Origin of the sequence: Bacillus sp. 2D03, assembly GCF_003946765.1 — a bacterium.
Taxonomy (GTDB): domain Bacteria; phylum Bacillota; class Bacilli; order Bacillales; family Bacillaceae_G; genus Bacillus_A; species Bacillus_A cereus.
In genome coordinates, this window is the sequence record NZ_RPSJ01000012.1 from 138,788 (window position 1) to 165,449 (window position 26,662).

Here is a 26,662-nt window from a genome sequence, read left to right on the forward strand (position 1 = left end):
TAGCCGTGTACTCCGTTTCTCCGTGACTGTCAATATTAACTTCGTCGAAAATTATACAACTTTGTGACAAAAATGTAAACGTTTTTATGAATAAAAGTATTGACGGATTTTGTTCGTGGGATTAATATTTAAATACATTAAATATTTTATTGTTTAAATAAGAGGTGGATAACATGCCAAATGATATGACGCATATCGATAAAATTCAAGCTCTTGCCTTTTCGATTGGAAAGAAAATGCAGACGGAGTTATTAGAACAAATGCAAGCGACAGGACTTACACCACCGCAGTTTTATATTTTAAAGATTTTAGATCATTATGGGGCTTCAAGAGCGACAACATTAGCGAAAAAGATGTATGTGAAGCCTAGCGCGATTACAGTGATGATTGATCGTCTAATCGATCAAGAACTTGTAGAACGCTATCACGACAAAGATGACCGTCGCGTTGTCATCATCGAGTTAACGAAAAAGGGGAAAGCTAGAGTAGAAGAGGCAATGACAGCTCGTAACGAGCATATTGCAAAATACTTTTCACATTTAGAGTTGCAAGAAAGAGAAGATTTATTACGTCTCTTTGAGAAGTTAGAAACCATTATTTGTGGGACACAAGAGAAAAAAGAGAATAACTAAGAGGAATTGAGGAGATTACATGGAGCAACAAGAAAATCAAAATAGAAAGTTGTTGTTAATCGGTTTAATTATCGCGATGCTATTTGCTGCATTAGATGGAACAATTGTTGGTACAGCAATGCCACGTATCGTCGGTGACCTAGGTGGATTAAGTTTAATGACATGGTTAACAACAGCTTATATGTTAACATCAACGACAGTTGTACCAATTGCAGGTAAATTAGCGGATTTACTTGGTCGTCGTAACGTATATATAACAGGGCTAGTTATTTTCATGATTGGTTCGGCGTTATGTGGTATGGCAAATGGTATGACAGAATTAATTATTTTCCGTGGTATTCAAGGTCTTGGTGGCGGTATTATGATGCCAATGGCTATGATTATTATTGGAGATATGTTCACGGGGAAAGAACGTGCAAAATGGCAAGGTATTTTTGGTGCGTTATACGGCCTTGCTTCTGTAATTGGACCACAAGTTGGTGGTTGGATTGTAGATGCAGTGAACTGGAGATGGGTATTCTACATTAACTTACCGGTTGGTATTTTAGCAACAATCTTTATTGCAATGGGATTAAAATCGCATAAACAAACAGGACCAATTAAAATTGATATCGCTGGAATCTTTACGATGATTCTCGGTGTTGTAAGTTTATTACTTGCGCTAACGTTTGGCGGAAAAGATTATGCATGGGATTCTTGGCAAATTATCGGTTTATTTGCACTAGCTGTAATTGGTATCGTTAGCTTTGTTATCGTTGAAACGAAAGCTGAAGAGCCAATTTTACCAATGCATTTCTTTAAAAATCGCACATTTACAATACTGAATGCGATTGGATTCTTTATGAGTATTGGAATGTTCGGCGCGATTATGTTCGTACCATTCTTCATGCAAGGTATTGTAGGAGTAAGTGCTGCTGAATCAGGAACAATTATGACTCCAATGATGATTACAATGATTGTGATGAGTATTATCGGTGGGCAACTTGTATTAAAAGTTGGTGTAAAACCACAAATTATCGCAGGTATGCTTATTATGGCCGGTGGTTTCTGGTTATTAACAACGATGGATATGCACACAACGAAGCTTACAGCTACTTCTTATATGATGGTTATCGGTTTAGGAATGGGTCTTGTAATGCCGACATTAACATTAGCGTTACAAGAAAGCTTCCCGAAAAAAGACCTTGGTGTTGTAACATCATCAAGTCAGTTCTTCCGACAAATCGGTGGTACATTTGGTATTACAATTTTAGGATCAATTATGAATAACACTTCAGGTACGACATTAACAAAGAATTTAGTACCTGTATTAGATACATTCCCGAAAGAAGCGGGACAAATGGTAACGAAATTTAAAGATATGATTCACACAGATCCACAAGGTTTATATTCGATGCTATTTAGCCCAGAGGCATTAAAACAAATGCCAGAAGCGTTCGCTAACAGTATTGTACCTATTTTGAAAAACTCTTTAGTAGACTCGCTTCATACTGTATTCTTAACAGGATTAGTATTTATCGTAGTAGGTGCTATCTTTACGATTTTCTTACAAAAAATTAAATTATCAGATCGTAAAAAAGATGCTAAAGAGCCTGTTGTAGAAGAAAAAGAAAAAACTGTATCATACTCGTAATGAAGAAGCATCGCCTTATGGCGGTGCTTTTTTGAGTATAACCTCAAAAGCTTTTTAGTGAGAAATGATTGACGTATTTTTAGAAATACGTTATATTATTTTCTGTAAACGGTTACATGAAATGAGGAGAAAAGAGAATGAGTACGATCAAAGACGTTGCGAAATTAGCGGGAGTATCTGTTGCGACCGTTTCCAGAGTTCTAAATAAAAATGGATATGTTCACGAAGATACATTAAAAAAGGTAGAACGTGCAATTGAGATGTTAGATTATAAGCCTAGTACAGTAGCGCGTTCACTGTATAATAAAAAGTCTCGTTTAATTGGCTTAGTTGTTCCAAATATCGTGAATCCATTCTTTCCGGAAGTTGCACGTGCCGTAGAAGATGTAGCACATAAACAAGGTTACACAGTTGTCCTTTGTAACTCTGATGAAAGTTTAGAAAAAGAGAAACAATATATTGATGTGCTTAGACAAAATAATGTAGATGGATTTATTGTAGCAACGAATCCACAAAATAGTGTTAATTACATGAATGTATCTGTTCCGGTTGTTGCGATTGACCGTATGTTTAATGAGCGTATTCCTACTGTATATGCAGATAACTATGCAGGAAGTCAGGCTGCGACAAAGTTGTTACTAGATAAAGGATGTAAATATATTGCACATATTCGCGGTCCACGTGATGTGAGTACTGCAAATGAACGCTTTGAGGGTTTTGTAGACGTTATTACGCAAAATAATCTTTCGTATATGATTGCAGAGAGTACGTTTGATCCAGCAAATAGTGAGCGTGTAGCGATGGAATTATTAGAAGAATACCCGCATATTGATGGTATTGTTGCTGGGAATGATTTAATTGCGATCGGTATTGTAAAGGCTGCACTTCAAAAGGGGATTGCCATTCCAGATGATTTACAAATTATCGGATTTGATGGCATTTCTTTAACGGAAATGATGTATCCATCTATTACGACAGTTGCACAACCAATATATGAAATGGGGAAAATTGCAACAGAGTTGTTGTTAGAGCAAATGGAAGGAAATACATTAGAAGAGAAACATTATCGTTTGCCGATTGAAATTATAGAACGAAATACAACGAAGTAAGGAGATGAAACAGATGCCAAATATTGCAGTAGTAGGGAGCATTTCAATGGACTTAGTGGCTGTTTCAAAAAAACGGCCGAAAGCAGGAGAAACAGTAATTGGTGAAGCGTTTCATACAATCCCAGGAGGGAAAGGGGCAAACCAAGCAGTTGCTGCAGCTAGATTAGGAGCAAATGTAGCAATGGTTGGAGCGGTAGGAAATGATGATTATGGAACAGTAGTTAGAAAAAATTTAGAGAACGAACGCATTTTTATCGATTATGTGGTACCGGTTACAGATAGAACGACAGGAATTGCTCATATCGTTTTAGCAGAAGAAGATAACAGTATTGTTGTCGTACAAGGGGCAAATGCTCTTGTAAATAAGTCAGTTGTAGATCGCTCCAAAGACCTTCTTGTAAAAGCGGATATGGTTGTTCTTCAACTAGAAATTCCACTTGAAACAGTAAAATATGTATTGGCTATTTGTGAGAAACATAATATTCCTGTTATGTTAAATCCAGCGCCAGCACAAGTTTTATCAGAAGAAATTTTAGAAAAGGCAACTTATATTACGCCAAATGAACATGAGTGCCGCATCGTATTAGATGATTTCATCTCACCAATTGAAGATTTACTGGCTAAATATCCAAATAAACTATTGATGACAGAAGGTTCTAACGGTGTTCGTTTCCATAATGGGACGGAGATTGTACATGTTCCTAGCATTGCTGTTGATGTAGTGGATACAACTGGAGCTGGTGATACATTTAATGGTGCGTTAGCAGTTGCACTTTCTGAAGGAGAGACACTTCAAAAAGCAATTCGTTTCGCGAATATTGCCGGTGGTCTTTCTGTAACGAAACTTGGAGCACAGGGCGGTATGCCAACGAGAGATCGAGTACGTGAAGTGCAGGTGATTGTTGGGTGAAAAAGCATGGTGTATTAAATAGTGAAATCGCGGCAGTCCTTGCTTCACTTGGGCATACAGATACGGTTGTAATTGCTGATTGCGGGTTACCGATTCCGGATGGAGTAAAACGAATTGATTTAGCTGTTGAGATTGGAAAACCGAGTTTTTTAGAGGTGTTACAAGTTGTAGCTGATGATATGGCAATCGAAAAAGTGACGTTAGCAGAAGAAGTCATTATAAATAATGCGGAAGTAAATAAAGAAATAGAGCAGAAATTAATAGAGCCAGCATTTGAGTATGTATCTCATGAGCAATTTAAAGAGCATACAAAGAAAGCGAAGGCGATTATTCGTACAGGCGAGGCTACGCCTTATGCAAATGTAATTTTACATGCAGGCGTGATTTTTTAATAAAGGGAAGTGATGGGAATGCATATTGAAATGAAAAACATTTCAAAGGCGTTCAATGGAAATCCTGTTTTGAAGAATGCACAGTTTATGATTGAAACAGGAGAAGTCCATGCATTGATGGGGGAAAATGGAGCGGGTAAATCAACGCTCATGAAGATTTTAACAGGTGTATACAAAAAAGATGGTGGGACAATCACGATTGATGGGCAAGAGCGCACCTTTAAAAATGCGAAAGAAGCTGAAGAGTACGGCATCGCATTTATACATCAAGAACTAAACATATTGCCGAATTTAACAGTAGCTGAAAATATGTTTCTCGGTAAAGAGTTAATGTATGGGAAAACAGGTATTTTACGCACTCGACAAATGAACGCCATTGCGCAGCAGCAACTAGCGGAGTTAGGGTTGCATGTAAGAGGCGCTATGTTAGCAGAGGAATTATCGGTTGGACAACAGCAAATTATCGAAATTGCGAAAGCATTAATGACCAACGCGAGCGTTATTATTATGGATGAACCTACTGCGGCACTGACGGATCGTGAAATCGAAACGCTCTTTACAGTAATCAATAAGTTACGTAAAGAAGGTGTTTCATTCGTGTACATTTCGCATCGTATGGAAGAGATTTTCTCAATATGTGATGCTATTACGATTTTGCGTGATGGAGAATACGTCGGAAAGAGATTAATTCCAGAAACATCATTTGATGAAGTAGTGAGTATGATGGTGGGGCGCAGCATTGGTGAACGTTATCCAGAGCGAAATAGTCAAATTGGTGATGTCATTTTTGAAATGCGTAACGGAACGAAGAAAGGGAAATTTGAAAATGTTTCTTTTCAAGTGAGGAAAGGTGAAATCCTTGGTGTAGCTGGTTTGATGGGAGCTGGCCGTACAGATATTATGAAAGCGATATTTGGATACGAACCTTTAGACTCTGGACAAATTTTTATAAATGGACAAGAGGTAAAGATTGATAGTCCAATAGATGCAATTAGACAAAGAATTGCTTTTATTACAGAAGATAGAAAGTCTGAAGGATTAGTGTTAGATTTTTCAATTCGAGAAAATTTAGCTTTACCGAATTTAGAAAGTCTTTCAAAGGGAAGTGTTCTAAGCAATGAGCTAGAACAACAGTTTACAGAGGATATGATGAAGCTTCTTAATGTGAAAGCATCTAGCGGAGAGCAGGCAGTGAAATCTCTTTCTGGTGGAAATCAGCAAAAGATTGTAATCGCAAAATGGCTAGGCATTCATCCGCAATTACTCATTTTAGATGAGCCAACAAGAGGTGTTGATGTTGGAGCGAAAAAAGAAATTTACTCTATTATGAATAAGCTTACAGAGCAAGGCGATGCCGTTATTATGGTATCATCTGAGCTTCCGGAAGTTTTAGGGATGAGTGATCGAGTTCTTGTTATTCATGAAGGAAAAGTCGGCGGAATTTTAGAGAAAGATGAGGCATCACAAGAGTCTATTATGGCACTAGCTACAGGGGGAGAGTAAGGATGGCTAAGAAGGGGAATGTATTACAACAACTCGGTTCTTTAATCGGTTTAGTATTAATTATCGTCGTAATTACAGCTTTAAATCCAGCGTTCATTGAAATTCCAAATTTATTTAATATACTGCGTCAAGTATCGATTAATGCGCTTATTGCATTCGGAATGACCTTCGTAATTTTAACAGGGGGTATTGACTTATCGGTAGGTTCTATTTTAGCATTATCAAGTGCACTTGTTGCTGGAATGATGGCAAGTGGCATGGATCCGTTCCTTGCAATGGCAGTTGGATTATTAGCAGGTCTTGTAATGGGCATTGTAAACGGTATCATCATTGCGAAAGGAAAAGTAGCTCCATTTATTGCAACTTTGGCAACAATGACTATTTTTCGTGGGTTGACGCTTGTTTATATGGACGGACGTCCGATCACTGGTCTTGGTGATCATTTAATGTTCCAAATGTTTGGCCGCGGTTATTTTCTTGGTATTCCGGTACCAGCTGTTACAATGATGATCGCTTTCGCAGTACTGTACTTCATTTTGAAGAAAACGACATTTGGTCGCCGTACATTTGCAATTGGTGGAAATGAAGAAGCAGCAGCACTATCAGGTATTAATGTTACGAGAATTAAAGTAATGATTTACGGTCTTTCCGGAATTTTGGCAGCGCTTGCAGGTATTGTCTTAACATCACGATTAGATTCTGCACAGCCGACTGCAGGTACTTCTTATGAATTAGATGCAATTGCAGCAGTTGTATTAGGTGGAACAAGTCTTTCTGGGGGAAGAGGATGGATTGTTGGTACATTCATCGGTGTACTTATTATCGGTGTACTAAATAACGGTTTAAATTTATTGGGTGTATCTTCTTTCTTCCAACAAGTTGTAAAAGGACTTGTAATCTTACTAGCTGTATTAATTGATCGCAGAAAAGAAGCGTAATGGAGGGACAGTTCATGAAGAAATGGTTACTTATACTCGTTGCATGTATTATGGTCATTACTGCTGGTTGTTCAATGGAACCGCCAGAATGGGCAAAGGATTCTAGCGATAAAGGTCGAAATAAAACTATTAAAGTTGGATTCTCTGTTTCAACTTTAAATAATCCCTTTTTTGTAACTTTGAAAAAGGGTGCAGAAAAGAAAGCGAAAGATAGTGGCATCGAATTAATTGCTGTTGATGCACAAAATGATGCAGCAAAGCAAACGAACGATGTTGAAGATTTAATTCAAAAGGGTGTCGATGTAGTTGTTATTAATCCGACCGATTCAGATGCTGTTGCTTCAGCAGTAAGTGCGGCAAATGCAGCAAATGTTCCTGTTATTACAGTAGACCGCGTTGCGAATTCAGGTAAGGTTGTTTCTCACATTGCTTCTAACAATATCGAAGGTGGTCAAATGGCTAGTGATTACATTCGGGAATTAGTTGGCGAAGGAGCAAACGTTGCTGAGTTAGAAGGAATCCCTGGATCTTCCGCTGCTCGTGAACGTGGGAAAGGATTCCATAACGTAGCCGATAAGTCTTTAAAAGTAGTTGCAAAACAAGCGGCTGATTTTGATAGAGCGAAAGGATTATCTGTTATGGAAAACATTTTGCAAGCAAATAGCGATATTAAAGCCGTGTTTGCTCATAACGATGAGATGGCATTAGGTGCACTTGAAGCATTGAAGTCTGCTGGAAAAACAGATGTAGTAGTTGTTGGATTTGATGCAACAGAAGATGCTGTGAAAGCGGTTAACGATGGGCGTATGGCTGCAACAGTCGCTCAAAAACCAGAATTAATCGGAGAGAAGGCGATGCAAACAGCAAAAGAGATAACACAAGGTAAAAAAGTGGACAAATCTATTCCGATTGAATTAGAGCTTATTAAGAAAAATAAATAAATATAAAATGAAAATTAGGAAGGAAGAACAACAAATGAAATTCTTTATTGATACAGCAAACGTTAACGAAATTAAAGAGGCAAATGCATTAGGTGTATTAGCTGGAGTAACGACAAATCCATCACTTGTAGCAAAAGAAGGCGTAGATTTCCACGAACGCATTCGTGAAATTTGCAACGTTGTAGAAGGACCTGTAAGTGCAGAAGTAATTAGCTTAGAAGCTGATAAGATGATTGAAGAAGGAAAAGAACTAGCGAAGATTGCTCCAAACGTTGTAGTAAAAGTTCCAATGACAACAGAAGGTTTAAAAGCAGTAAAAGCGTTCTCTGATTTAGGAATTCGTACAAACGTTACATTAGTGTTCTCAGCAGTTCAAGCATTACTTGCAGCTCGTGCTGGTGCAACATACGTTTCACCATTCTTAGGTCGCTTAGACGATATCGGTCATAACGGTATGGATTTAATTCGTCAAATCGCAGAAATCTTTGCAATTCATGGCATCGAAACAGAAATCATTGCAGCATCTGTACGTCACAGTGTTCACGTAACTGACGCAGCATTAAACGGTGCACATATTGCAACAATCCCAGCAAACGTAATTGCTTCATTAGTGAAGCACCCATTAACAGATCAAGGAATTGAGAAATTCTTAGCTGATTGGGAAAAAACACAAGAGAAATAATAGAAAAGCAAGAATCCTAGTTTAATTGACTAGGATTCTTTTTTTTATTTAAAAGAATTTTCATGCAATTTTGCATATTGTCTTTTAAATTTGTTATATAAGATATTTAATATATATCACATAACTCTTTATTTTTCATATTTCGACATAAAGTGAAACTTTAATCAGTGGGGGATTTGTTCATCCCCACACTGATTATTAATTGAACCAAGGGATAAAAAGATAGAGGGTCTGACCAGAAAACTGGAGGGCATGATTCTATAACAAAAAGCTTAATGTTTATAGAATTATGTCTTTTTATATAGGGAGGGTAGTAAACAGAGATTTCGACAAAAATGCACCAATTTATCTGAATTTTAAGTTTTATAAAAGGGGAGAAATGGAATGAGAAGAAAAGCACCATTTAAAGTGTTGTCATCATTAGCAATTGCGGCAATTATCGGATGTACATCTGTAATGAGTGCTCCGTTAGCATATGCAGAAACGGCAGCAAAAGAGAAAGATAATGTATCTACAACACCAATTGATTACAATTTAATTCAAGAAGATCGTTTAGCGGAAGCACTGAAAGAAAGAGGAACAATTAATCCAGCCTCTTCTAAAGAAGAGACGAAAAAAGCTGTTGAGCAATATATTGAAAAGAAACAAGGAGATCAGGCGAATAAAGAAATTCTTCCAGATGCTCACTCACAAGAAACGTCTGATTTCACAAAAAAAGTAAAAGAGAAAAAGATGGAAGAAAAGGAAAATGTAAAAAAGGCTGAAAAAAATGTTAGCCTTGAGCAAAAGCCAGAACCAAATAAACAGCAATTGAATGGGCAAGTTCCAACTTCAAAAGCAAAGCAAGCTCCATATAAGGGATCTGTTCGATCGGATAAAGTATTAGTGCTACTCGTTGAATTTAGTGATTATAAACATAATAATATTGATCAAACACCAGGTTATATGTATTCGAAAGACTTTAGTAGAGAACATTATCAAAAGATGTTGTTCGGTAATGAGCCGTATACTTTATTTGATGGTTCAAAAGTAAAAACGTTTAAACAATACTATGAAGAGCAGTCTGGTGGTAGTTATACGACAGATGGATATGTAACGGAGTGGCTAACTGTTCCAGGAAAAGCATCTGATTATGGAGCTGATGGTAGCAGTGGTCACGATAACAAAGGTCCAAAAGGTGCACGTGATTTAGTGAAAGAAGCTTTGCATGCAGCTGCTGAGAAAGGACTAGATTTATCCCAGTTTGATCAATTTGATAGATATGATACAAACGGGGACGGGAATCAAAATGAACCTGACGGTGTAATTGATCATTTAATGGTAATCCATGCTGGTGTTGGTCAAGAAGCTGGTGGTGGTAAATTAGGTGATGATGCGATCTGGTCACATCGTTCAAAATTAGCAGTAGATCCAGTAGCGATTGAAGGTACGAAATCAAAGGTAGATTACTTTGGTGGTAAAGTCGCAGCACATGATTACACAATTGAACCGGAAGATGGAGCTGTAGGTGTGTTTGCACATGAATTTGGACATGATCTTGGATTACCAGATGAATATGACACGAAATATACTGGAAATGGTTCACCAGTCGAAGCTTGGTCATTAATGAGTGGAGGTAGTTGGACAGGGAAAATCGCAGGAACAGAGCCGACTAGTTTTTCACCACAAAATAAAGACTTTTTACAAAAGAATATGGGTGGCAACTGGGCAAAAATATTAGAAGTAGATTACGATAAAATTAAGAGTGGTGTGGGAGTTCCTACCTATATTGATCAAAGTGTTACGAAATCAAATCGTCCAGGCGTTGTACGTGTTAACTTGCCAGGTAAAAGTGTTGAAACGATTAAACCGGAGTTTGGAAAGCATGCATATTATAGTACAAGAGGCGATGATATGCATACAACGTTAGAGACACCATTCTTTAATTTAACAAAGGGAACAAATGCAGAATTCGATTATAAAGCAAATTATGAGTTAGAAGCAGAGTGCGATTTCGTCGAAGTACATGCAGTAACAGAAGATGGAATGAAGACGTTAATTGATAGACTTGGAGAAAAAGTAGTCCAAGGAGATAAAGATACAACAGATGGGAAATGGATTGATAAATCATATGATTTAAGTCAATTTAAAGGCAAAAAAGTGAAACTACAATTCGACTATATTACAGATCCGGCTGTAACATATAAAGGTTTTGCGATGGATAATGTAAATGTAACTGTTGATGGACAAGTTGTATTTTCTGATGATGCAGAAGGACAGTCTAAAATGAATTTAAATGGTTTTGTTGTTTCTGATGGGACAGAGAAGAAAGCTCATTATTACTACTTAGAATGGAGAAACTATGCGGGATCAGATAATGGATTAAAAGCAGGAAAAGGTCCAGTGTACAATACAGGTCTTGTCGTTTGGTATGCAGATGATAGCTTTAAAGATAACTGGGTTGGGATGCATCCAGGTGAAGGATTCCTTGGTGTTGTTGACTCTCATCCAGAAGCGCTAGTTGGTAATTTAAACGGGAAACCAGCATACGGTAATACGGGCATGCAAATTGCAGATGCTGCATTTTCATTTGATAAAACACCAGCATGGAGTGTAAATTCATTAACACGTGGTCAGTTTAACTATTCTGGATTACAAGGTGTTACAACTTTTGATGATTCAAAAGTATATAGTAACAAGCAAATTGCAGACGCAGGAAGAAAAGTTCCAAACCTTGGACTTAAATTCCAAGTTGTTGGACAGGCAGAAGATAAATCGGCAGGCGCTGTTTGGATTAAACGCTAATAACATAAAAGCACATTCTTCATATGAAGAGTGTGCTTTTTAATTTGTACAGTAAGTTATTATTTTAGCTTATGTAATACAAGTCTCTGTTCATATGTAGTGTATCAAATTATGTGGGGAAAGGAAATATTTCCGAGGAAATTGTCGAAGTATCGTCGGTATTTATACACCTTTTTTGTAAAAGAAGAAATGTAGTATTGCCTTTACAGTTTAATTTATTTACATTGTTACTTGGTTACACACAAAAGTAATATATTCGGCAGTAAAAGAGCGCTATTGGATAGTGCTCTTTTTGTAGATAGAAAGGAGTTGAGTTAAATGAAAGAAATAATTGAATGTCCACAGTGTGAAGGAGAGATTACTGCGCAACATATTATTGATCTCCCGCATCCTTTTTCATTCAGATGTCCACACTGCAAGGTGAAGTTAAAAGAAATGAGAATCACACCGTGCTTAATATTAGCAGCAATTTGTATCATTCCACTGTTTATTATAATTGGAGAGAGTATTAAGGAATTACTAGTAAAATATTTTTCTATTATAGATGATGTACCAACTGTACTTATTTTCTTCTTATTTTGTTATCCATTGTATTATTTCTATGAAAAATATAATGCTATATTGTTTATTAAATACGGCTTATTGAAAGTTAAAAGTTGAATTGAATAGGAGATTATCATAATGCTTTGGAAAATATATTTAGTTATTGTAGCAATGTTAGCTATTATTTCGTTAGTAAGGGGCATGTTTCAAACACCAATTCAAAAGTTTGACTTTGTAGTTTCTATTATTACGTGGATAGGGCTCTTTGGTTTTGTATTTGATATACAAATATTAACCTCAATTGTTTGGAAATGTATCTTCTTGTTTAGCGTCATTTGGACTTTAACTGCAGTTTTTGTTTTTCGTTTATATGAAGAGCGAGATGAGCCGTTACCTTTTATATTTAAATTAATTGGCATTATTCCAACGCTTCCATTATATTACGGATTATATCAATATGCATTTTAAAAAAGACAATGATGGATTATCCCATCATTGTCTTTTTTACTTTGCTTCTTACATAAATCATCCCAGCAAATGTTAATAAAAATGCTGTCCCGATAATGAAGCTGATGCTAGGTGATGCTCCGATTGCGCCGACTGTAAAGGAGCCAGCAACAACTCCTAATGAGAAGAAGGCATAAAATAATCCGAATGCCTTTCCGCGATTATCGTCTGTAGTATTTTCAACGAGTAAAGCGTTAATAGACGGGAAGAGGACTGCGAATCCAATTCCATAAATCATCATTACGATAAAGAGCATACCTTTTGTAGCAAATAATCCGAGTAAAGATAATGCGAATGCCATAACTGCAATTCCGATTAGCATTAGTTTCGAACGATTAAATCGATCGTAAATACGATTTGTTGGAAGCAAGAAGAAGAGGATAGCAGTTATACCAAATACACTTAACATCATGCCTGTTGTGGATGCTTTAAGCGCTAATGCCTCAACTTTTACTGGTAACATATAAGTGACAATTCCTTGTGAAAACATTAATGTGAAAGCACCAATATATGCTTGTAATAACGGTTCTGATTTTAAAAGTTCAACCATATCTTCTTTGTTCATCATTTGCGTTCTTGATGTATCTTTTCTTGATACGTTATTTGGTAAGAAGAATAGAGATACGATCGTACCAAGAGCCATTAAAATAGAAATAGTAATGAAGACCCATTCTACGCCAGCTGTTGCTTTCATAATACCGCTGAAAGCCGGTCCTACGATTGCGGCTGTTCCAACAGCAGCACCAGATAGAGCCATTGCTTTTCCTTGTCTTTTTGCATTTGTTTGTTTTGATAAGAATGTAAAGGCAGCAGGAATTAAAAAGCCATCACTAAATCCATGCATAAAGCGAACAACTAATAGTTGTTCACCACTTTGAACAACGGTGTATAACAAGACTATGAAACTCGTAATTCCCATGCTTATATAAAGGATTTTTTTTGCACCAAATTTATCGACAGCTGCTCCAGCAATAATATTACCGATCATATTAGCGAATGAGTACATACCGACAACTAGCCCGATAATAAGAGGGGTTCCTCCAAGGCTTTGAGCGAAAGTACTCATAATAGGTAATTGTGAAAATGTATCTAAAAAAGCCACGATAACGATAAAGTAAATAAAATGTTTCAAGCGATATTCACCTCTCCTATGCTATTATGGCACAATGCTAATTTCACCTGCAATGAAATTGAATTAACAGATGTGGAAAAAAGTACAAAGTGACAAAATATTGAACGTTATTTGTAAAAAATTAGTAGAGATGCGATTGTTTTTTTGAAATATATGGATAGAAGTATTATAATAGAATTGTAAACTTCACCAGGTTAAGTATATACATAGAGAGGGATGTATAAAATGAAAGCACTACTTTGGCATAATCAACGTGATGTACGAGTAGAAGAAGTACCAGAACCAACAGTAAAACCAGGAACAGTGAAAATCAAAGTTAAATGGTGTGGCATTTGTGGGACAGACTTGCATGAATATTTAGCAGGGCCTATTTTTATTCCAACAGAAGAACATCCATTAACACATGTGAAAGCACCTGTTATTTTAGGTCATGAGTTTAGTGGTGAGGTAATAGAGATTGGTGAAGGAGTTACATCTCATAAAGTGGGAGACCGCGTTGTTGTAGAACCAATTTATTCTTGTGGTAAATGTGAAGCTTGTAAACATGGACATTACAATGTTTGTGAACAACTTGTTTTCCACGGTCTTGGCGGAGAAGGCGGCGGTTTCTCTGAATATACAGTAGTACCAGAAGATATGGTTCATCACATTCCAGATGAAATGACGTATGAACAAGGTGCGCTTGTAGAACCAGCAGCAGTAGCAGTTCATGCAGTACGTCAAAGTAAATTAAAAGAAGGGGAAGCTGTAGCAGTATTTGGTTGCGGTCCAATTGGACTTCTTGTTATCCAAGCAGCTAAAGCAGCAGGAGCAACTCCTGTTATTGCAGTTGAACTTTCTAAAGAACGTCAAGAGTTAGCGAAATTAGCAGGTGCGGATTATGTATTAAATCCAGCAACTCAAGATGTGTTAGCTGAAATTCGTAACTTAACAAATGGTTTAGGTGTAAATGTTAGCTTTGAAGTAACAGGTGTTGAAGTTGTACTACGTCAAGCGATTGAAAGTACAAGCTTCGAAGGACAAACTGTAATTGTTAGTGTATGGGAAAAAGACGCAACAATTACTCCAAATAACTTAGTATTAAAAGAAAAAGAAGTTATTGGTATTTTAGGATACCGTCACATCTTCCCAGCTGTTATTAAATTAATTAGCTCTGGTCAAATTCAAGCAGAGAAATTAATTACGAAAAAAATTACAGTCGATCAAGTTGTTGAAGAAGGATTTGAAGCACTTGTAAAAGATAAAACACAAGTGAAAATTCTTGTTTCACCTAAATAAGATAGAATCGAATAGAGTAGCCCTTTTCTAGAAATAGAAGAGGGCTACTTTTTTTCTATACTGAAAGGTGATAGACTTTCCTTTGACTAAATGTATTTTTGTTTGGAAGGGAGAATCTAATGCTTTCATTTTTGTTAACTTTAAAGCGAATGTTAAGAGCCTGTTTACGAGCGTGGAAAGATAAAGAATTTCAAGTATTATTCGTATTAACAATTTTGACTTTAATATCGGGTACGATTTTTTATAGTACAGTTGAAGAATTACGTCCTATTGACGCTTTATATTTTAGTGTGGTCACGTTGACGACTGTCGGTGATGGGAATTTTAGTCCGCAAACTGATTTCGGAAAGATATTTACAATCTTATACATATTTATTGGGATTGGATTAGTGTTTGGATTTATTCATAAGTTAGCAGTTAATGTACAATTGCCAAGTATATTATCGAATAGAAAAAAAGAGTAAAGCATTCAGATGCTTTACTCTTTTTTTACATTAGTTTAGACAAGCCTTAATAATAGTTTATTAAAATGAAAGTGTATTCATTCATTATATTCACTGTGTATAAAGTTATAATGATATGAACATTTGCATATTTTAATTTATTGATAGAAATTTCGTGAAAGGTGGGATATTCTAGTCATAGGTTAACCGGACGACATCATAGGATCCTAACAAAATGTTTACAATAATTCAATTATAAAATGGAGGATTTTATATGAAAAAGAAAGTACTTGCTTTAGCGGCAGCTATTACATTAGTTGCTCCATTACAAAGTGTTGCATTTGCTCATGAAAATGATGGGGGACAGAGATTTGGAGTTATTCCGCGCTGGTCTGCTGAAGATAAACATAAAGAAGGCGTGAATTCTCATTTATGGATTGTAAACCGTGCAATTGATATTATGTCTCGTAATAAAACACTTGTAAAACAAGATCGAGTTGCACTATTAAATGAATGGCGTACGGAGTTAGAGAATGGTATTTATGCTGCTGACTATGAAAATCCTTATTATGATAATAGCACATTTGCTTCACATTTCTATGACCCTGACAATGGGAAAACTTATATTCCGTATGCAAAGCAGGCAAAGGAAACTGGAGCTAAGTATTTTAAATTAGCTGGTGAGTCTTACAAAAATAAAGATATGAAACAAGCATTCTTCTATTTAGGATTATCTCTTCATTATCTAGGGGATGTAAACCAACCGATGCATGCAGCAAACTTTACGAACCTTTCGTATCCACAAGGGTTCCATTCTAAATATGAAAACTTTGTAGATACGATAAAAGATAACTATAAAGTAACGGATGGAAATGGATATTGGAACTGGAAAGGTACGAATCCAGAAGATTGGATTCATGGAGCGGCAGTAGTTGCGAAACAAGATTACGCTGGCATTGTAAATGATAATACGAAAGATTGGTTCGTGAGAGCTGCTGTATCACAAGAATATGCAGATAAATGGCGCGCTGAAGTTACACCAATGACAGGTAAGCGTTTAATGGATGCACAACGTGTTACTGCTGGATATATTCAGCTTTGGTTTGATACGTACGGAAATCGTTAAGTATTTAAAAAAGGTCAAATCTCAGAATAGAGTATTTGGCCTTTTTATCACTATACAATACATGGAGGTATGAAACGTGAAAGGTAAATTGCTAAAAGGTGTACTTAGCTTAGGTGTTGGTCTAGGAGCTTTATATAGCGGAACGTCAGCTCAAGCAGAAGCGTCTACAAATCAAAACGATACATTAAAAGTGATGACGCATAATGTATATATGCTATCAACAAACTTATATCCGAACTGGGGACAAACTGAGCGTGCTGATTTAATCGGGGCGGCAGATTATATAAAGAATCAAGACGTAGTTATATTAAATGAAGTGTTTGATAATAGCGCATCAGATCGTTTATTAGGGAATTTGAAGAAAGAATATCCAAATCAAACAGCAGTATTAGGTCGTAGTAGTGGAAGTGAATGGGATAAAACGTTAGGAAACTATTCATCTTCAACTCCTGAAGATGGTGGCGTTGCGATTGTGAGCAAATGGCCAATCGCTGAAAAGATTCAATATGTATTTGCAAAAGGATGCGGGCCAGATAATTTATCGAATAAAGGATTTGTATACACGAAAATTAAGAAAAATGATCACTTTGTTCATGTAATTGGTACGCATTTGCAAGCGGAAGATAGTATGTGCGGAAAAACTTCACCTGCATCTGTACGTACAGACCAATTAAAAGAAATTCAAGACTTTATTAAAAATAAAAATATACCAAATAATGAGTATGTGTTAATTGGTGGTGATATGAACGTAAATAAAATAAATGCAGAGAACAAGAATGACTCAGAGTATGCATCTATGTTTAAAACATTGAACGCTTCTGTACCATCTTATACTGGACATACAGCGACTTGGGACGCAACGACAAACAGTATTGCAAAATATAATTTCCCTGATAGTCCTGCTGAGTATTTAGATTATATTATTGCAAGTAAAGACCATGCGAACCCATCGTATATAGAGAATAAGGTGTTACAGCCGCAATCTCCACAATGGACTGTTACATCATGGTTCCAAAAATATATGTATAATGATTACTCTGATCATTATCCAGTAGAGGCGACTATTTCTATGAAGTAGTTTCAAAAAGTTTCTTCGTAAAGAAGAAACTTTTTTTATTTGCAAACAGGAAAATCACACTTTCTTTCCAATATGTATAAGACATATTGAGAAGAGGAGAGAAAAATGTGGATCGAGGAATTTTTAAAGAAGTTCCATTACCGTGTGCATTTTTGGATGAAGTGGCTTTAGATAGAAATATTCAATCGATTATAGAGTTAAGTGGAAATAAAAAGATTCGTATAGCGAGTAAATCGTTACGCTCTGTTCCGATTATGCAAAAGATACTAGCTACAAATAATCGATTTCAAGGTATTATGTGCTTTTCACCTAGAGAGATTTTATTTTTAATAGAACAAGGATTTAATGATTTATTGCTTGGATATCCTGCTTACGATGAAAGAGCTCTGTATGAAATTAGTTTGTTAACAAAGAAAGGTTTCATTATAACTTGTATGGTGGATTGTGAAGAGCATATTGTGTATTTAGAAAACATTGCTGAGCAATCTAAAGGATGTTTTCGTGTTTGTTTGGATATTGATATGAGTAGTCGCTTCTTTCAATTTCATTTTGGTGTACAAAGGTCCCCAGTAAAAAATGTGCAGGATGCGTTGAAAGTAGTAGAAAAGGTGAGAAGGTCATCATATTTAATGTTAGATGGTGTAATGGGATATGAAGCTCAAATTGCCGGGGTGGGCGATTATATACCGAATCAATGGTTGAAAAGTAAAGTGATTTCGTATTTAAAGCAGAAATCAGTGCTAGAAGTTAAAGAAAGAAGAGAACATATTGTAAAAGCAATACAAAACATTGGTATTGAGCTAAGGTTTGTAAATGGAGGCGGAACAGGAAGCATAAAAACAACCGAGAAAGATAATTCAGTTTCAGAGATTACAATAGGTTCTGCTTTTTATTCTCCGAAGCTGTTTGATTATTATAAAGAGGTGAAATTTCATCCAGCGGTCGGATTTGCCTTACCAGTTGTGCGTAAACCAGTCCCGTTTATTTACACTTGCCTAGGTGGTGGATATATTGCTTCAGGAGCAGTTGGAAAAGATAAAGAGCCTGAAGTTTGGAGACCGAAGGGTGCAAAATTATTAGCTTTAGAAGGTGCTGGCGAGGTACAAACGCCAATTTTTTATAACGGCGAGGAACGAGTGGATATAGGAGAGACCATTTTGTTTCGTCATAGTAAGGCTGGTGAATTATGTGAACGCTTTCCTTTTTTGTATCGTGTTAAAAAAGGAGAGATTGTCGGGGAGTATTCAACATATCGGGGGGATGGCCAATGCTTTCTATAAAGGGACAAAAGTGGAGAAATTGGACAGGGAATGTAGAAGGAACGCCGCATTATACGATGTATCCAGAAAGTATACAAGATGTAGTAGAAGTTGTGGGGCTTGCGCGAAAAAAGGGAAAGAAAATTCGTGTTGTCGGTTCAGGACACTCGTTTACCCCCCTTGTGCAAACGGAAGAAGTTTTAGTTTCTTTAGATGAATTGAAGGGTATTGTGAATATTGATGCAGAGAAGATGGTTGCTGAAGTATGGGCAGGAACAAAGTTATATGATTTAGGGAAGTTACTTGAGGAAAAAGGTTATGCGCAAGAAAATTTAGGGGATATTGATTCGCAATCTATTGCAGGAGCGATTAGTACGGGGACTCATGGAACGGGTATTACCTTTGGGAGTTTATCAACACAAGTTATAGAGATTACGGCAGTTCTATCTAATGGTGAGAGTATAGTTTGTTCGGAAGCTGAGAACGTAGAATATTGGAGAGCGTTTCAGTTGTCACTTGGAATGTTAGGTATCATTGTAAAGGTAAAATTGAAGGTTATTCCAGCGTATTCACTCGTTTATGAAAGTGAAAAACAGTCATTATCCACTGTAATGAACAAACTAGAAGAATATAAGAAGCATCGTCATTTTGAATTTTTCGTTTTTCCTTATTCTGATGAAGTACAAGTGAAACTTACGAACGAAACAACGAATAAAGGCAGTGATTTGAAATGGCATAAACTAAAGGTAGAGTTACTTGAAAATAGGATGTTCTCTTTACTATCTAAAGGATGTAAATGGTTTCCTTCTATAAGTAAAGGAGTGAGTCGATTATCAGCTAAAGCTGTACCAAACACAAAAATAATTGGCCCGAGCTATGAAGTATTTGCTACATCACGTACGGTGCCATTTTATGAAATGGAGTATAGCATTCCTTCAAAGTATATGAGGACGGTTGTAGAAGAAATCTCAAATCTTATTGAAAAGAAAAAGTATAAGGTGCACTTCCCAATCGAATGCCGCTATGTGAAAGGGGATGATATATGGCTTAGTCCGGCCTATGGAAGAGATTCAGCATATATCGCTGTTCATATGTATAAAGGTATGAAATATGCTGCTTACTTTGGCGAAGTGGAAAAGATTTTTCTGAAGTATGAAGGGCGTCCACATTGGGGGAAAATGCATACATTATCGTATGAGCAATTACAATATATATATCCAGAGTTTCATTCGTTTTTACAGGTGAGGAAATCTCTAGATGAACTTGGAATGTTTTTTAATCCTTATGCGGAGAAGTTATTTATCCCGCTATTTGTCAGGCAGTAAGACCCCTACGTCAAAATTCAGTGGAAGCAAAGAAGTTAGGTGAGGGCTAATTAAAGTTTCACATTATGTATATGAAAAAGCTGACAAATAATTATTTGTCAGCTTTTTTTAGTGTAATTGCATTTCTTGTATGACTAATATGTTCATAAAATAGTAGTTTATCACGGCTAAATACATGTAGTAAAACATGAATAATAAATAGGCCGTTAATGATGAATAGGAATAATAATGTAACGAGTAATACTAAAGGCTCTGTGTGATTTAAAATAGAGCTACTAGAAAGAATATAATTGATTCCACCTAACGCAAAATAAAATATACCGTAGCGAATAAATAGTTCTTTTAATGTAATACGATTTGATTTTCCTTTCACGTGAATGCGAAGCAATGCTTTCCCAATTGTTTTTCCGTTAGTAAAGTATGGAATAATAATAAAGTAAATAAGGATTGAACACGTAATGAAAATGAGTTCATACATATTGGTGTAAGATTGCATATTAGAAACGAAGAAAGAATTTCCTTTGTTTTTAACGACAGGTACGACGATAGATAAGAAAATCCAATCAATTTGCATCGCGATAAGGCGACGAATGAATCCGACTGGTTTCGTTTCCAAATCAATATGACTATCTAACTCGTTTGTCTTCGGAAGGAAGTACGTAAATATTGGTGCAATGATAAAACCAATTACGCCACCTAATGTATTTAAAAACAAATCATCGATATCAAATAATCGGTATGCACAATTGTATATACTGTATAATCCAGTCACTTGTGTTAGCTCGAAAAATAGTGAAAGGAAAAAGGAAATGCAAATTGTTTGTAAGAAACTACGTCGGAAATAATAACGTAAGTAAATACCGAATGGAACAGTTAATAGAACGTTAAAGGCAACTTGTAAAAACGCAGACTCTTTTAATAAGTAGAAATAAGTAGCTGGTTTCGTTAAAACTGCCGATGTATGACTACTAATCTCTTGTATGAAATAAAATGGTGCGAGTTGCATGTGTTGTGTATTAGCCGGTTGTAGGCTACAAGTATCAAACGTTTGTGGCAACGGCAAAATAACAAGAAAATAGGCATTTAATAAGTAAAGTAATAATGAGTATAAAATAAATGAGCGCCATTTATTTAAATAACCGTATTTTCGATAATTAAATATTAAAAAAGGGATTAAAAGAAACATTGCTAAAAAAGGAAATAAAATAAAGGCTGTTTTCACTGGAAATAAATATGCAGTCAAAGTAAAACTCCTTTCAATAAAAATTCGTTTATCATTATAGCGCTAAAAATATTTAAATACAAAGTTAAAACCTTTCGAAATAGAAAAAATTACTAATTTGATAGGAATTAAGTTATAATAAATTAATATAAGGATATTGTGATTTCATAAGTTGAGAGAGGGTACAAGAGATGCGATATGAACTTTTTTCTGTAAGTGGGGATCATATTACGACTTTTGAAAGTGCATGGCGTTTTCAGGAGGGAGAACAGATTTTTGTTCATGATGATCAAACAAAACGAAACTTTATTATTATTCGGCTGACGCATGATGTATTTCAACAAAATAAACATGTTATTCGTTTGTATTGTCAAGAGAAGAAAGTGTATGCATAAGAGAAGCCCTCTTACAGTATGAAAAGTAAGAGGGTCCTTATCTCGTTATTTGTGAACAGCCCAATTGATGAGGGTGATTAAAGTTTCACTTTATCATTTTGCCCCTCGTAAGGAATAAAAAGAGAAGGATTAATGCACATAGGTAGCATTTGATTTGGAAGAAAGGATATAGCCTTGTATTTTGTGCTTCAAAGTTTCATTGCCTTCTTTTTGAGAAAGCCATGTATGGTAATCTTGTTGTGTTTTCCATAACATACGAATCATATACTCTACCTTATCATTTGTACGATGAACAGGTGAAAACTCTATGTTAATACAACCGTTCGTTCCGGGGGAAGGATAATTTTGTTTAAGCCCATAAAGTAGCTCATTTTCATATTCGTACTTAATGTGAATGAGTTTAGTAACTATAAACATATAAACACCTCTTTTACGATAATAGTAGGAAAGATAGAATTACTGTAATAGTGAACTCGATAAATATTATAACATTCTGAAAATTATAAGTGGATAATAGGTTTTAACTTAATAAAGGTATAAAAAAGCGAGTCATTCTATTACACTAGATGACTCGCTTTTAATTTGTAAGTTTTACTTTATAAGAAAATAAGAGTAAGTACACCTACGATAATACAATAGAAAGAGAAATATTTTAAATTTCCTTTTGCCATAATGTTCATAAACCATTTTAGTGAAATATACGTCATGATAAATGTTGCGATGAATGCAACGACATATGGTACGAATAATGTGTCTAGATTTGGGTCATTTGCAATGTCTGTAATGCTTAACAATAAGCCACCTAAGCTAACAGGAATGTATAGTAAGAATGAGAAGCGAAGAGCTGTTTCTTGCTTCATACCAAGTAACATTGCTGCTACGATTGTGGCACCAGATCGGCTTATTCCGGGAATCAGTGCACAAGCTTGTGCTAATCCGACGATGATTGCATCTTTCATAGAAAGGTCGCCATCATTTTTACGACCGCGTAAATTTCTAATAATCCAAAGGCCGACAGCAGTAATAAGAAGGGAAATCCCAACCATCTTCACACCTTTTAAGTACTGATCGATGTAATCTTTAAATAAAACACCAATAACACCTGCTGGAATGGTTGCAATAACAAGATAAATAATAAAGAAGAAATCTGATTTTGCGTCTTCTGCTCTTGTAAATATATAAGAGAGACCATTCTTCGTTAGACGAATTAAATCATTTCTATAAATAAGTAATACAGCTAATAATGAAGCTGAATTAACAAGTAGTTCGAAGCTAAACCCTTCTATTTTTAGTCCTAGCAAATGTTGTGCTAAAACGAGATGACCACTTGAAGAAATCGGAATTGGTTCTGTTAATCCTTGGAACAGACCGAGAATTAAATATTTTAAAACGTAGTAAAATTGTTCCATAATAACCTCCTTGTTTATTAGTTGAAAGAAACAACTTTTCCATTATAACAAAGATATGGATGAATATTGAAAAGAAATAAATATTCTAAATAAAATAAAAATCCCTTATAGCAGTATAAGGGATTCTTATTTTTAATTAAGAAGTTACTGTTCCTTGAAGACTTTTAGACAATTGAACATCGATTTTTTCAGCATCATGAATATGATTCATAATAGTAGTATTTAATTTTTGGAACATTTGTTGTGTGTTAGCGAATTCTCGTAATATGTCATTATTACAAGACTTTTGGTTTTCGATAGCCTTAATAACATTTGTAGCACCATTTTGTAACGTTTGAATCATAACTAAAATATTTTCAATTCTAGCATTTGTATCGGCGCTCATTTCTACACCTTCATCGACTAAATGTAAATTATCTTTTGTGTTATCATATGCTTTTTCAATTTCTTCTTGTATTTTTTTCGTTAAGTTGCCGATGTTTTTTGTACTTTCTGCTGTACTTTCCGCTAGTTTTCTTACTTCATTGGCAACGACGGCGAATCCCTTACCATGCTCTCCAGCACGCGCGGCTTCAATACTCGCATTTAAAGCAAGTAAATTTGTTTGTGCTGCAATGTTTTGAATGACTTCTACAATTTGCTCGATTTCCTTTGAGCGTTCGCTTAGATGATTCATACTATTAGACGTGCGTTGAGATTGTTCACCTAATTTATTAATTACAATAAGTAAGCGGTGAACGGATTCTTTTCCTTCATTAGAGCAGTCAATAATTTCTGCAATAGACTGAATTAAGCTTTGTTCCTTTTGTAACATTTCATTATTTAACTCATTGGAATGTGTCGTACGTGTTGAAACATTTTCGAAACATGAACTTAATTGTTGAACTAAATTTTGAAGTGTATTATGTTGGTTATTTACAAGTTGATGCTCTTGGATAACGCTTTGTACACGATCGTGGATAGTAGAAATAGTCTCTTGCTTTTCGATATCTTTTTGTTTTAATTCTGCTTCTAATTCTTGTATACGCTCTTCTAATTGAGCAATTGTATGTTGGAGTGATTTTTTTTGAGTAAACATGTATTTATTTCAACCGCCTTCGAAAGTTATATTTTCTCTATATTTGGATTTTAGCATCTTTTGTATTTTTTAAATATAGGAATTGTTAAATATTTAAGAATCTATTACATTTTATTCATAATTCTCTTTTTTTCGTCACGAAAAATAAACTGTATTTAATCGTTTTGTAAACAAACTGTAAAATAAATCATGTATAACTGTATAAGAAGGGAGTCGGATTATGAACTATTTTAAGCGAATCAGCTGTCTAGTATTAGCAGGAATTATCGGTCTTTCTAGTACAGTCGCTGTTAAAGCAGAGTCAAACGACGAGAAACTTAACAACATGCAACAGCAATTGCAACAAAACGATGCAGAAATGCAAAAGAAAGAGCAAGAGAAGCAAGCTGTTAGTAAAGAAATTAAAGGTATCGAAAACGAACTACATAATTTAAATAATACAATTGCAAAAAATAAAGAGGATCAAGCTGCTATTCAACGTAAAATCGATGAAACACATAAGCAGATTGAGCAAAAAAAGCAAGAAATTGTCGTTTTGGAGGATAAAGTCCTTGCTCGTAAAGATATTATGAGAAAACGTATGGTTTCTGTTCAAAACAGTTCAAATACAAGTTTAGTAGTAGAAGTTGTAGTAGAGTCAAAAAACTTTGCAGACTTCTTACAACGTATGAACGCAGTTTCTACTATTCTAGAAGCAGATAAAGAAATTTTACGTCTACAAGAACAAGATCTTCGTCAAATTGAAGAAGATAAGAAAACAATTGACGAAAAAGAAGCATCTTTAGTAGTAGACAAACAAAAATTAGCAAAAGCGCAAGCTGAACTGCAAGATAACTTGAAGAAGCGTCAAGATAACTTACAAACAGTTCAAGCTAAATATAATGAAGTTGCAAGTCAACTTAATTTAGCAGCGGAAGAAAAAGCTAAAATTGAATCAAATATGAAGACAGTACAAGAAACAATTGCTCGTGAGCAAGAAGCAGCAAGAATCGCAGCGGAAGAGCGTGCAAAAGCAGAAGCGGCTGCAAAAGCAGAGCAAGAAGCTTTAGCGAAAGCACAAGCAGAAATTGCTGAAAAGCAAAAGCAGGAAAAAGCTAGTAAACCAGCTGAACCTGTAGCAAAAAATACAGAAACACAGCCTAAGCCTGATACGAAACCAACTCAAGGTGGAAAAGAATTTTACGTAACAGCAACCGCTTATACAGCTGACCCATCTGAAAATGGCTATAAACCGGGTGAAACTGTAAAATCTAAGTTAGGACATAATTTAACTGCAAATCCAAACATGAAATTAATTGCTGTAGATCCATCTGTTATCCCATTAGGTTCTACTGTATATGTAGAAGGATATGGAACAGCAATTGCTGGAGATACTGGTAGTGCAATAAAAGGGCATATCATTGATTTATTAATGCCAAATTCAGCTCAAGCTAATGACTGGGGTAGAAGAACAGTTAAAGTTAAAATTTTAAATTAATATGTAATCCAACTTTACAATACGTAGAGTTGGATTTTTTTATAATAATAATGTTAAGTTGAGTTTACATTTTGTTAAGGATAGCATACAATAATGGTGAGAGGTGGTAAATTTGACCATTTTAAACAGAGTAAAAGAATTAAGAGCTCGTTTTAACTTTACGCAAAGCGTATTAGCAGAAAAGGTTGGAGTAACGAGACAAACAATTGCAGCAATTGAAAAAGGGGATTACGTTCCTTCGTTGTTATTGGCACTTACGATTTGTGATGTGTTTCAGTTAAAGATGGAAGATGTGTTTGTTTTAAATAAGGAGGGGGAAAAGGATGAATAGAATTGTTTTTTCTTATATTATAAATGTACTCTATACTGCACTAGCATGTTGGACATTTGTTGAATTTTATAGTGTTATTACAGAGTTAGCAGATATAATTAAAAACGAGAAATTCCCGTTTGAAGTATGGTTTAATGGAGTACCATTCATTTTATTATTTATTGGAGCAATTATAGTTACAATTTTTTATCGAATTCAAAAGAAAAAATATAAGAATTTATCTTTTTGGATGTATCCATTATTATTTCCACTAGAAGATGAACGTGAAAAAGCGATTACGGATAAAGCTTGTAGAACAACATTTGTATCGTTATGGTTTGTGTTACCTTGTGCAGTTGGATTTTTAACTTTTTCGCCTATTATTAATGAATATCTTCCTGGATACCCATTATATATTCTATTTTCTATTTTCTTTATTCAAATGACAGTATTTCACGTATCACTATACAGAAATAAATTAGCTTAAAAAGAAACCTTCTTGCACCGGCAAGAAGGTTTCTTTTCAGCTAATACTTGTACATATGACGATATTATT

Annotated in this window: 26 protein-coding genes and 1 pseudogene; 22 read left to right on the forward strand and 5 right to left on the reverse strand. The window is 35.3% G+C overall.

The window, feature by feature from the left end; genetic code table 11:
• Positions 1-173 precede the first annotated feature (173 nt).
• The 12 genes from EBQ15_RS23895 (at position 174) to EBQ15_RS23950 (ending at position 12,535) form a co-directional block, all read left to right on the forward strand.
• A complete protein-coding gene (locus tag EBQ15_RS23895) occupies positions 174-632 on the forward strand; it encodes a MarR family winged helix-turn-helix transcriptional regulator (RefSeq protein WP_001132365.1) in 459 nt (152 codons plus the stop codon).
• A 19-nt stretch (positions 633-651) separates the two neighbouring features.
• Complete coding sequence (locus EBQ15_RS23900) at positions 652-2,265, forward strand: MDR family MFS transporter (RefSeq protein WP_000437641.1); 1,614 nt, start codon at positions 652-654, stop codon at positions 2,263-2,265.
• Positions 2,266-2,402: 137 nt separating this feature from the next.
• On the forward strand, positions 2,403-3,374 hold the full coding sequence (rbsR, locus tag EBQ15_RS23905; protein ID WP_000104060.1) for a ribose operon transcriptional repressor RbsR: 972 nt from the start codon (positions 2,403-2,405) through the stop codon (positions 3,372-3,374).
• Between the two features lie 13 nt (positions 3,375-3,387).
• Positions 3,388-4,284 (forward strand): ribokinase, encoded by an 897-nt coding sequence (gene rbsK, locus EBQ15_RS23910; protein ID WP_001132869.1) that lies wholly within the window; start codon positions 3,388-3,390, stop codon positions 4,282-4,284.
• Positions 4,281-4,676: a D-ribose pyranase gene (rbsD, locus tag EBQ15_RS23915; protein WP_000716151.1), complete on the forward strand. Its 396-nt coding sequence runs from the start codon at positions 4,281-4,283 to the stop codon at positions 4,674-4,676. Before rbsK ends, rbsD begins: the two co-directional genes overlap by 4 nt.
• Before the next feature lie 18 nt (positions 4,677-4,694).
• A complete protein-coding gene (gene rbsA / locus EBQ15_RS23920; RefSeq protein WP_016117168.1) occupies positions 4,695-6,179 on the forward strand; it encodes a ribose ABC transporter ATP-binding protein RbsA in 1,485 nt (494 codons plus the stop codon).
• A gap of 2 nt (positions 6,180-6,181) precedes the next feature.
• Complete coding sequence (locus tag EBQ15_RS23925) at positions 6,182-7,117, forward strand: ABC transporter permease subunit (RefSeq protein ID WP_001074641.1); 936 nt, start codon at positions 6,182-6,184, stop codon at positions 7,115-7,117.
• A 14-nt stretch (positions 7,118-7,131) separates the two neighbouring features.
• Positions 7,132-8,058 (forward strand): ribose ABC transporter substrate-binding protein RbsB, encoded by a 927-nt coding sequence (gene rbsB, locus EBQ15_RS23930; protein ID WP_000758976.1) that lies wholly within the window; start codon positions 7,132-7,134, stop codon positions 8,056-8,058.
• Positions 8,059-8,092: 34 nt separating this feature from the next.
• Positions 8,093-8,740 (forward strand): fructose-6-phosphate aldolase, encoded by a 648-nt coding sequence (gene fsa, locus EBQ15_RS23935; RefSeq protein ID WP_000667697.1) that lies wholly within the window; start codon positions 8,093-8,095, stop codon positions 8,738-8,740.
• A 384-nt stretch (positions 8,741-9,124) separates the two neighbouring features.
• Positions 9,125-11,524: a M6 family metalloprotease immune inhibitor InhA2 gene (gene inhA2 / locus EBQ15_RS23940; RefSeq protein WP_001252960.1), complete on the forward strand. Its 2,400-nt coding sequence runs from the start codon at positions 9,125-9,127 to the stop codon at positions 11,522-11,524.
• A gap of 318 nt (positions 11,525-11,842) precedes the next feature.
• A complete protein-coding gene (locus EBQ15_RS23945; protein ID WP_000658666.1) occupies positions 11,843-12,184 on the forward strand; it encodes a hypothetical protein in 342 nt (113 codons plus the stop codon).
• A 21-nt stretch (positions 12,185-12,205) separates the two neighbouring features.
• Entirely contained in the window at positions 12,206-12,535 is a 330-nt protein-coding gene (locus EBQ15_RS23950) for a hypothetical protein (protein ID WP_000964465.1), read from the forward strand.
• A 16-nt stretch (positions 12,536-12,551) separates the two neighbouring features.
• On the opposite strand, the gene EBQ15_RS23955 is transcribed toward EBQ15_RS23950, so the two are convergent.
• Positions 12,552-13,706 carry an MFS transporter gene (locus tag EBQ15_RS23955; protein ID WP_000680155.1) on the reverse strand — a complete coding sequence of 385 codons (1,155 nt, stop codon included), beginning with the start codon at positions 13,704-13,706 and terminating at the stop codon, positions 12,552-12,554.
• Between the two features lie 225 nt (positions 13,707-13,931).
• Between EBQ15_RS23955 and bdhA the strand changes: the two genes are divergently transcribed.
• The 6 genes from bdhA (at position 13,932) to EBQ15_RS23985 (ending at position 20,215) form a co-directional block, all read left to right on the forward strand.
• On the forward strand, positions 13,932-14,984 hold the full coding sequence (bdhA, locus tag EBQ15_RS23960) for a (R,R)-butanediol dehydrogenase (protein WP_000645827.1): 1,053 nt from the start codon (positions 13,932-13,934) through the stop codon (positions 14,982-14,984).
• A 119-nt stretch (positions 14,985-15,103) separates the two neighbouring features.
• Positions 15,104-15,448, forward strand: a complete 345-nt coding sequence (locus EBQ15_RS23965) for a potassium channel family protein (protein ID WP_000948209.1) — start codon at positions 15,104-15,106, stop codon at positions 15,446-15,448.
• 253 nt (positions 15,449-15,701) lie between these two features.
• Positions 15,702-16,553 carry a phospholipase CerA gene (gene cerA / locus EBQ15_RS23970; RefSeq protein ID WP_000730996.1) on the forward strand — a complete coding sequence of 284 codons (852 nt, stop codon included), beginning with the start codon at positions 15,702-15,704 and terminating at the stop codon, positions 16,551-16,553.
• A 76-nt stretch (positions 16,554-16,629) separates the two neighbouring features.
• The gene (sph, locus tag EBQ15_RS23975) at positions 16,630-17,631 is read left to right on the forward strand and encodes a sphingomyelinase C (protein WP_000676788.1); all 1,002 of its coding nucleotides are present in this window, start codon (positions 16,630-16,632) and stop codon (positions 17,629-17,631) included.
• Positions 17,632-17,738: 107 nt separating this feature from the next.
• A complete protein-coding gene (locus tag EBQ15_RS23980; protein ID WP_000373762.1) occupies positions 17,739-18,911 on the forward strand; it encodes an amino acid deaminase/aldolase in 1,173 nt (390 codons plus the stop codon).
• A complete protein-coding gene (locus EBQ15_RS23985; RefSeq protein WP_000948953.1) occupies positions 18,899-20,215 on the forward strand; it encodes a D-arabinono-1,4-lactone oxidase in 1,317 nt (438 codons plus the stop codon). The genes EBQ15_RS23980 and EBQ15_RS23985 overlap by 13 nt, the downstream gene beginning before the upstream one ends.
• A 91-nt stretch (positions 20,216-20,306) precedes the next feature.
• On the opposite strand, the gene EBQ15_RS23990 is transcribed toward EBQ15_RS23985, so the two are convergent.
• Complete coding sequence (locus tag EBQ15_RS23990; protein ID WP_000128015.1) at positions 20,307-21,458, reverse strand: VanZ family protein; 1,152 nt, start codon at positions 21,456-21,458, stop codon at positions 20,307-20,309.
• A 170-nt stretch (positions 21,459-21,628) separates the two neighbouring features.
• Here EBQ15_RS23990 and EBQ15_RS23995 point away from each other — a divergent pair, with 170 nt between their 5' ends.
• Positions 21,629-21,832: a hypothetical protein gene (locus EBQ15_RS23995; protein WP_001268332.1), complete on the forward strand. Its 204-nt coding sequence runs from the start codon at positions 21,629-21,631 to the stop codon at positions 21,830-21,832.
• 129 nt (positions 21,833-21,961) lie between these two features.
• On the opposite strand, the gene EBQ15_RS24000 is transcribed toward EBQ15_RS23995, so the two are convergent.
• From EBQ15_RS24000 to EBQ15_RS32125, 3 genes and pseudogenes are all read right to left on the reverse strand, one after another.
• Positions 21,962-22,249 carry a hypothetical protein gene (locus EBQ15_RS24000; RefSeq protein WP_000471236.1) on the reverse strand — a complete coding sequence of 96 codons (288 nt, stop codon included), beginning with the start codon at positions 22,247-22,249 and terminating at the stop codon, positions 21,962-21,964.
• 179 nt (positions 22,250-22,428) lie between these two features.
• Positions 22,429-23,241, reverse strand: a complete 813-nt coding sequence (locus EBQ15_RS24005; RefSeq protein WP_000434794.1) for an undecaprenyl-diphosphate phosphatase — start codon at positions 23,239-23,241, stop codon at positions 22,429-22,431.
• Positions 23,242-23,377: 136 nt separating this feature from the next.
• Positions 23,378-23,908 (reverse strand): annotated as a pseudogene (locus EBQ15_RS32125) (methyl-accepting chemotaxis protein); the annotation flags it as partial.
• A 631-nt stretch (positions 23,909-24,539) separates the two neighbouring features.
• Here EBQ15_RS32125 and EBQ15_RS24015 point away from each other — a divergent pair.
• The 3 genes from EBQ15_RS24015 to EBQ15_RS24025 all read left to right on the forward strand — a co-directional run bounded on the left by EBQ15_RS24015 (position 24,540) and on the right by EBQ15_RS24025 (position 26,593).
• A complete protein-coding gene (locus EBQ15_RS24015; protein ID WP_001105784.1) occupies positions 24,540-25,796 on the forward strand; it encodes a 3D domain-containing protein in 1,257 nt (418 codons plus the stop codon).
• Between the two features lie 112 nt (positions 25,797-25,908).
• Positions 25,909-26,127, forward strand: coding sequence for a helix-turn-helix transcriptional regulator (locus EBQ15_RS24020; protein WP_000154020.1), 219 nt, complete (start codon positions 25,909-25,911; stop codon positions 26,125-26,127).
• A complete protein-coding gene (locus EBQ15_RS24025) occupies positions 26,120-26,593 on the forward strand; it encodes a DUF2178 domain-containing protein (RefSeq protein WP_001080043.1) in 474 nt (157 codons plus the stop codon). Before EBQ15_RS24020 ends, EBQ15_RS24025 begins: the two co-directional genes overlap by 8 nt.
• Positions 26,594-26,662 lie beyond the last annotated feature (69 nt).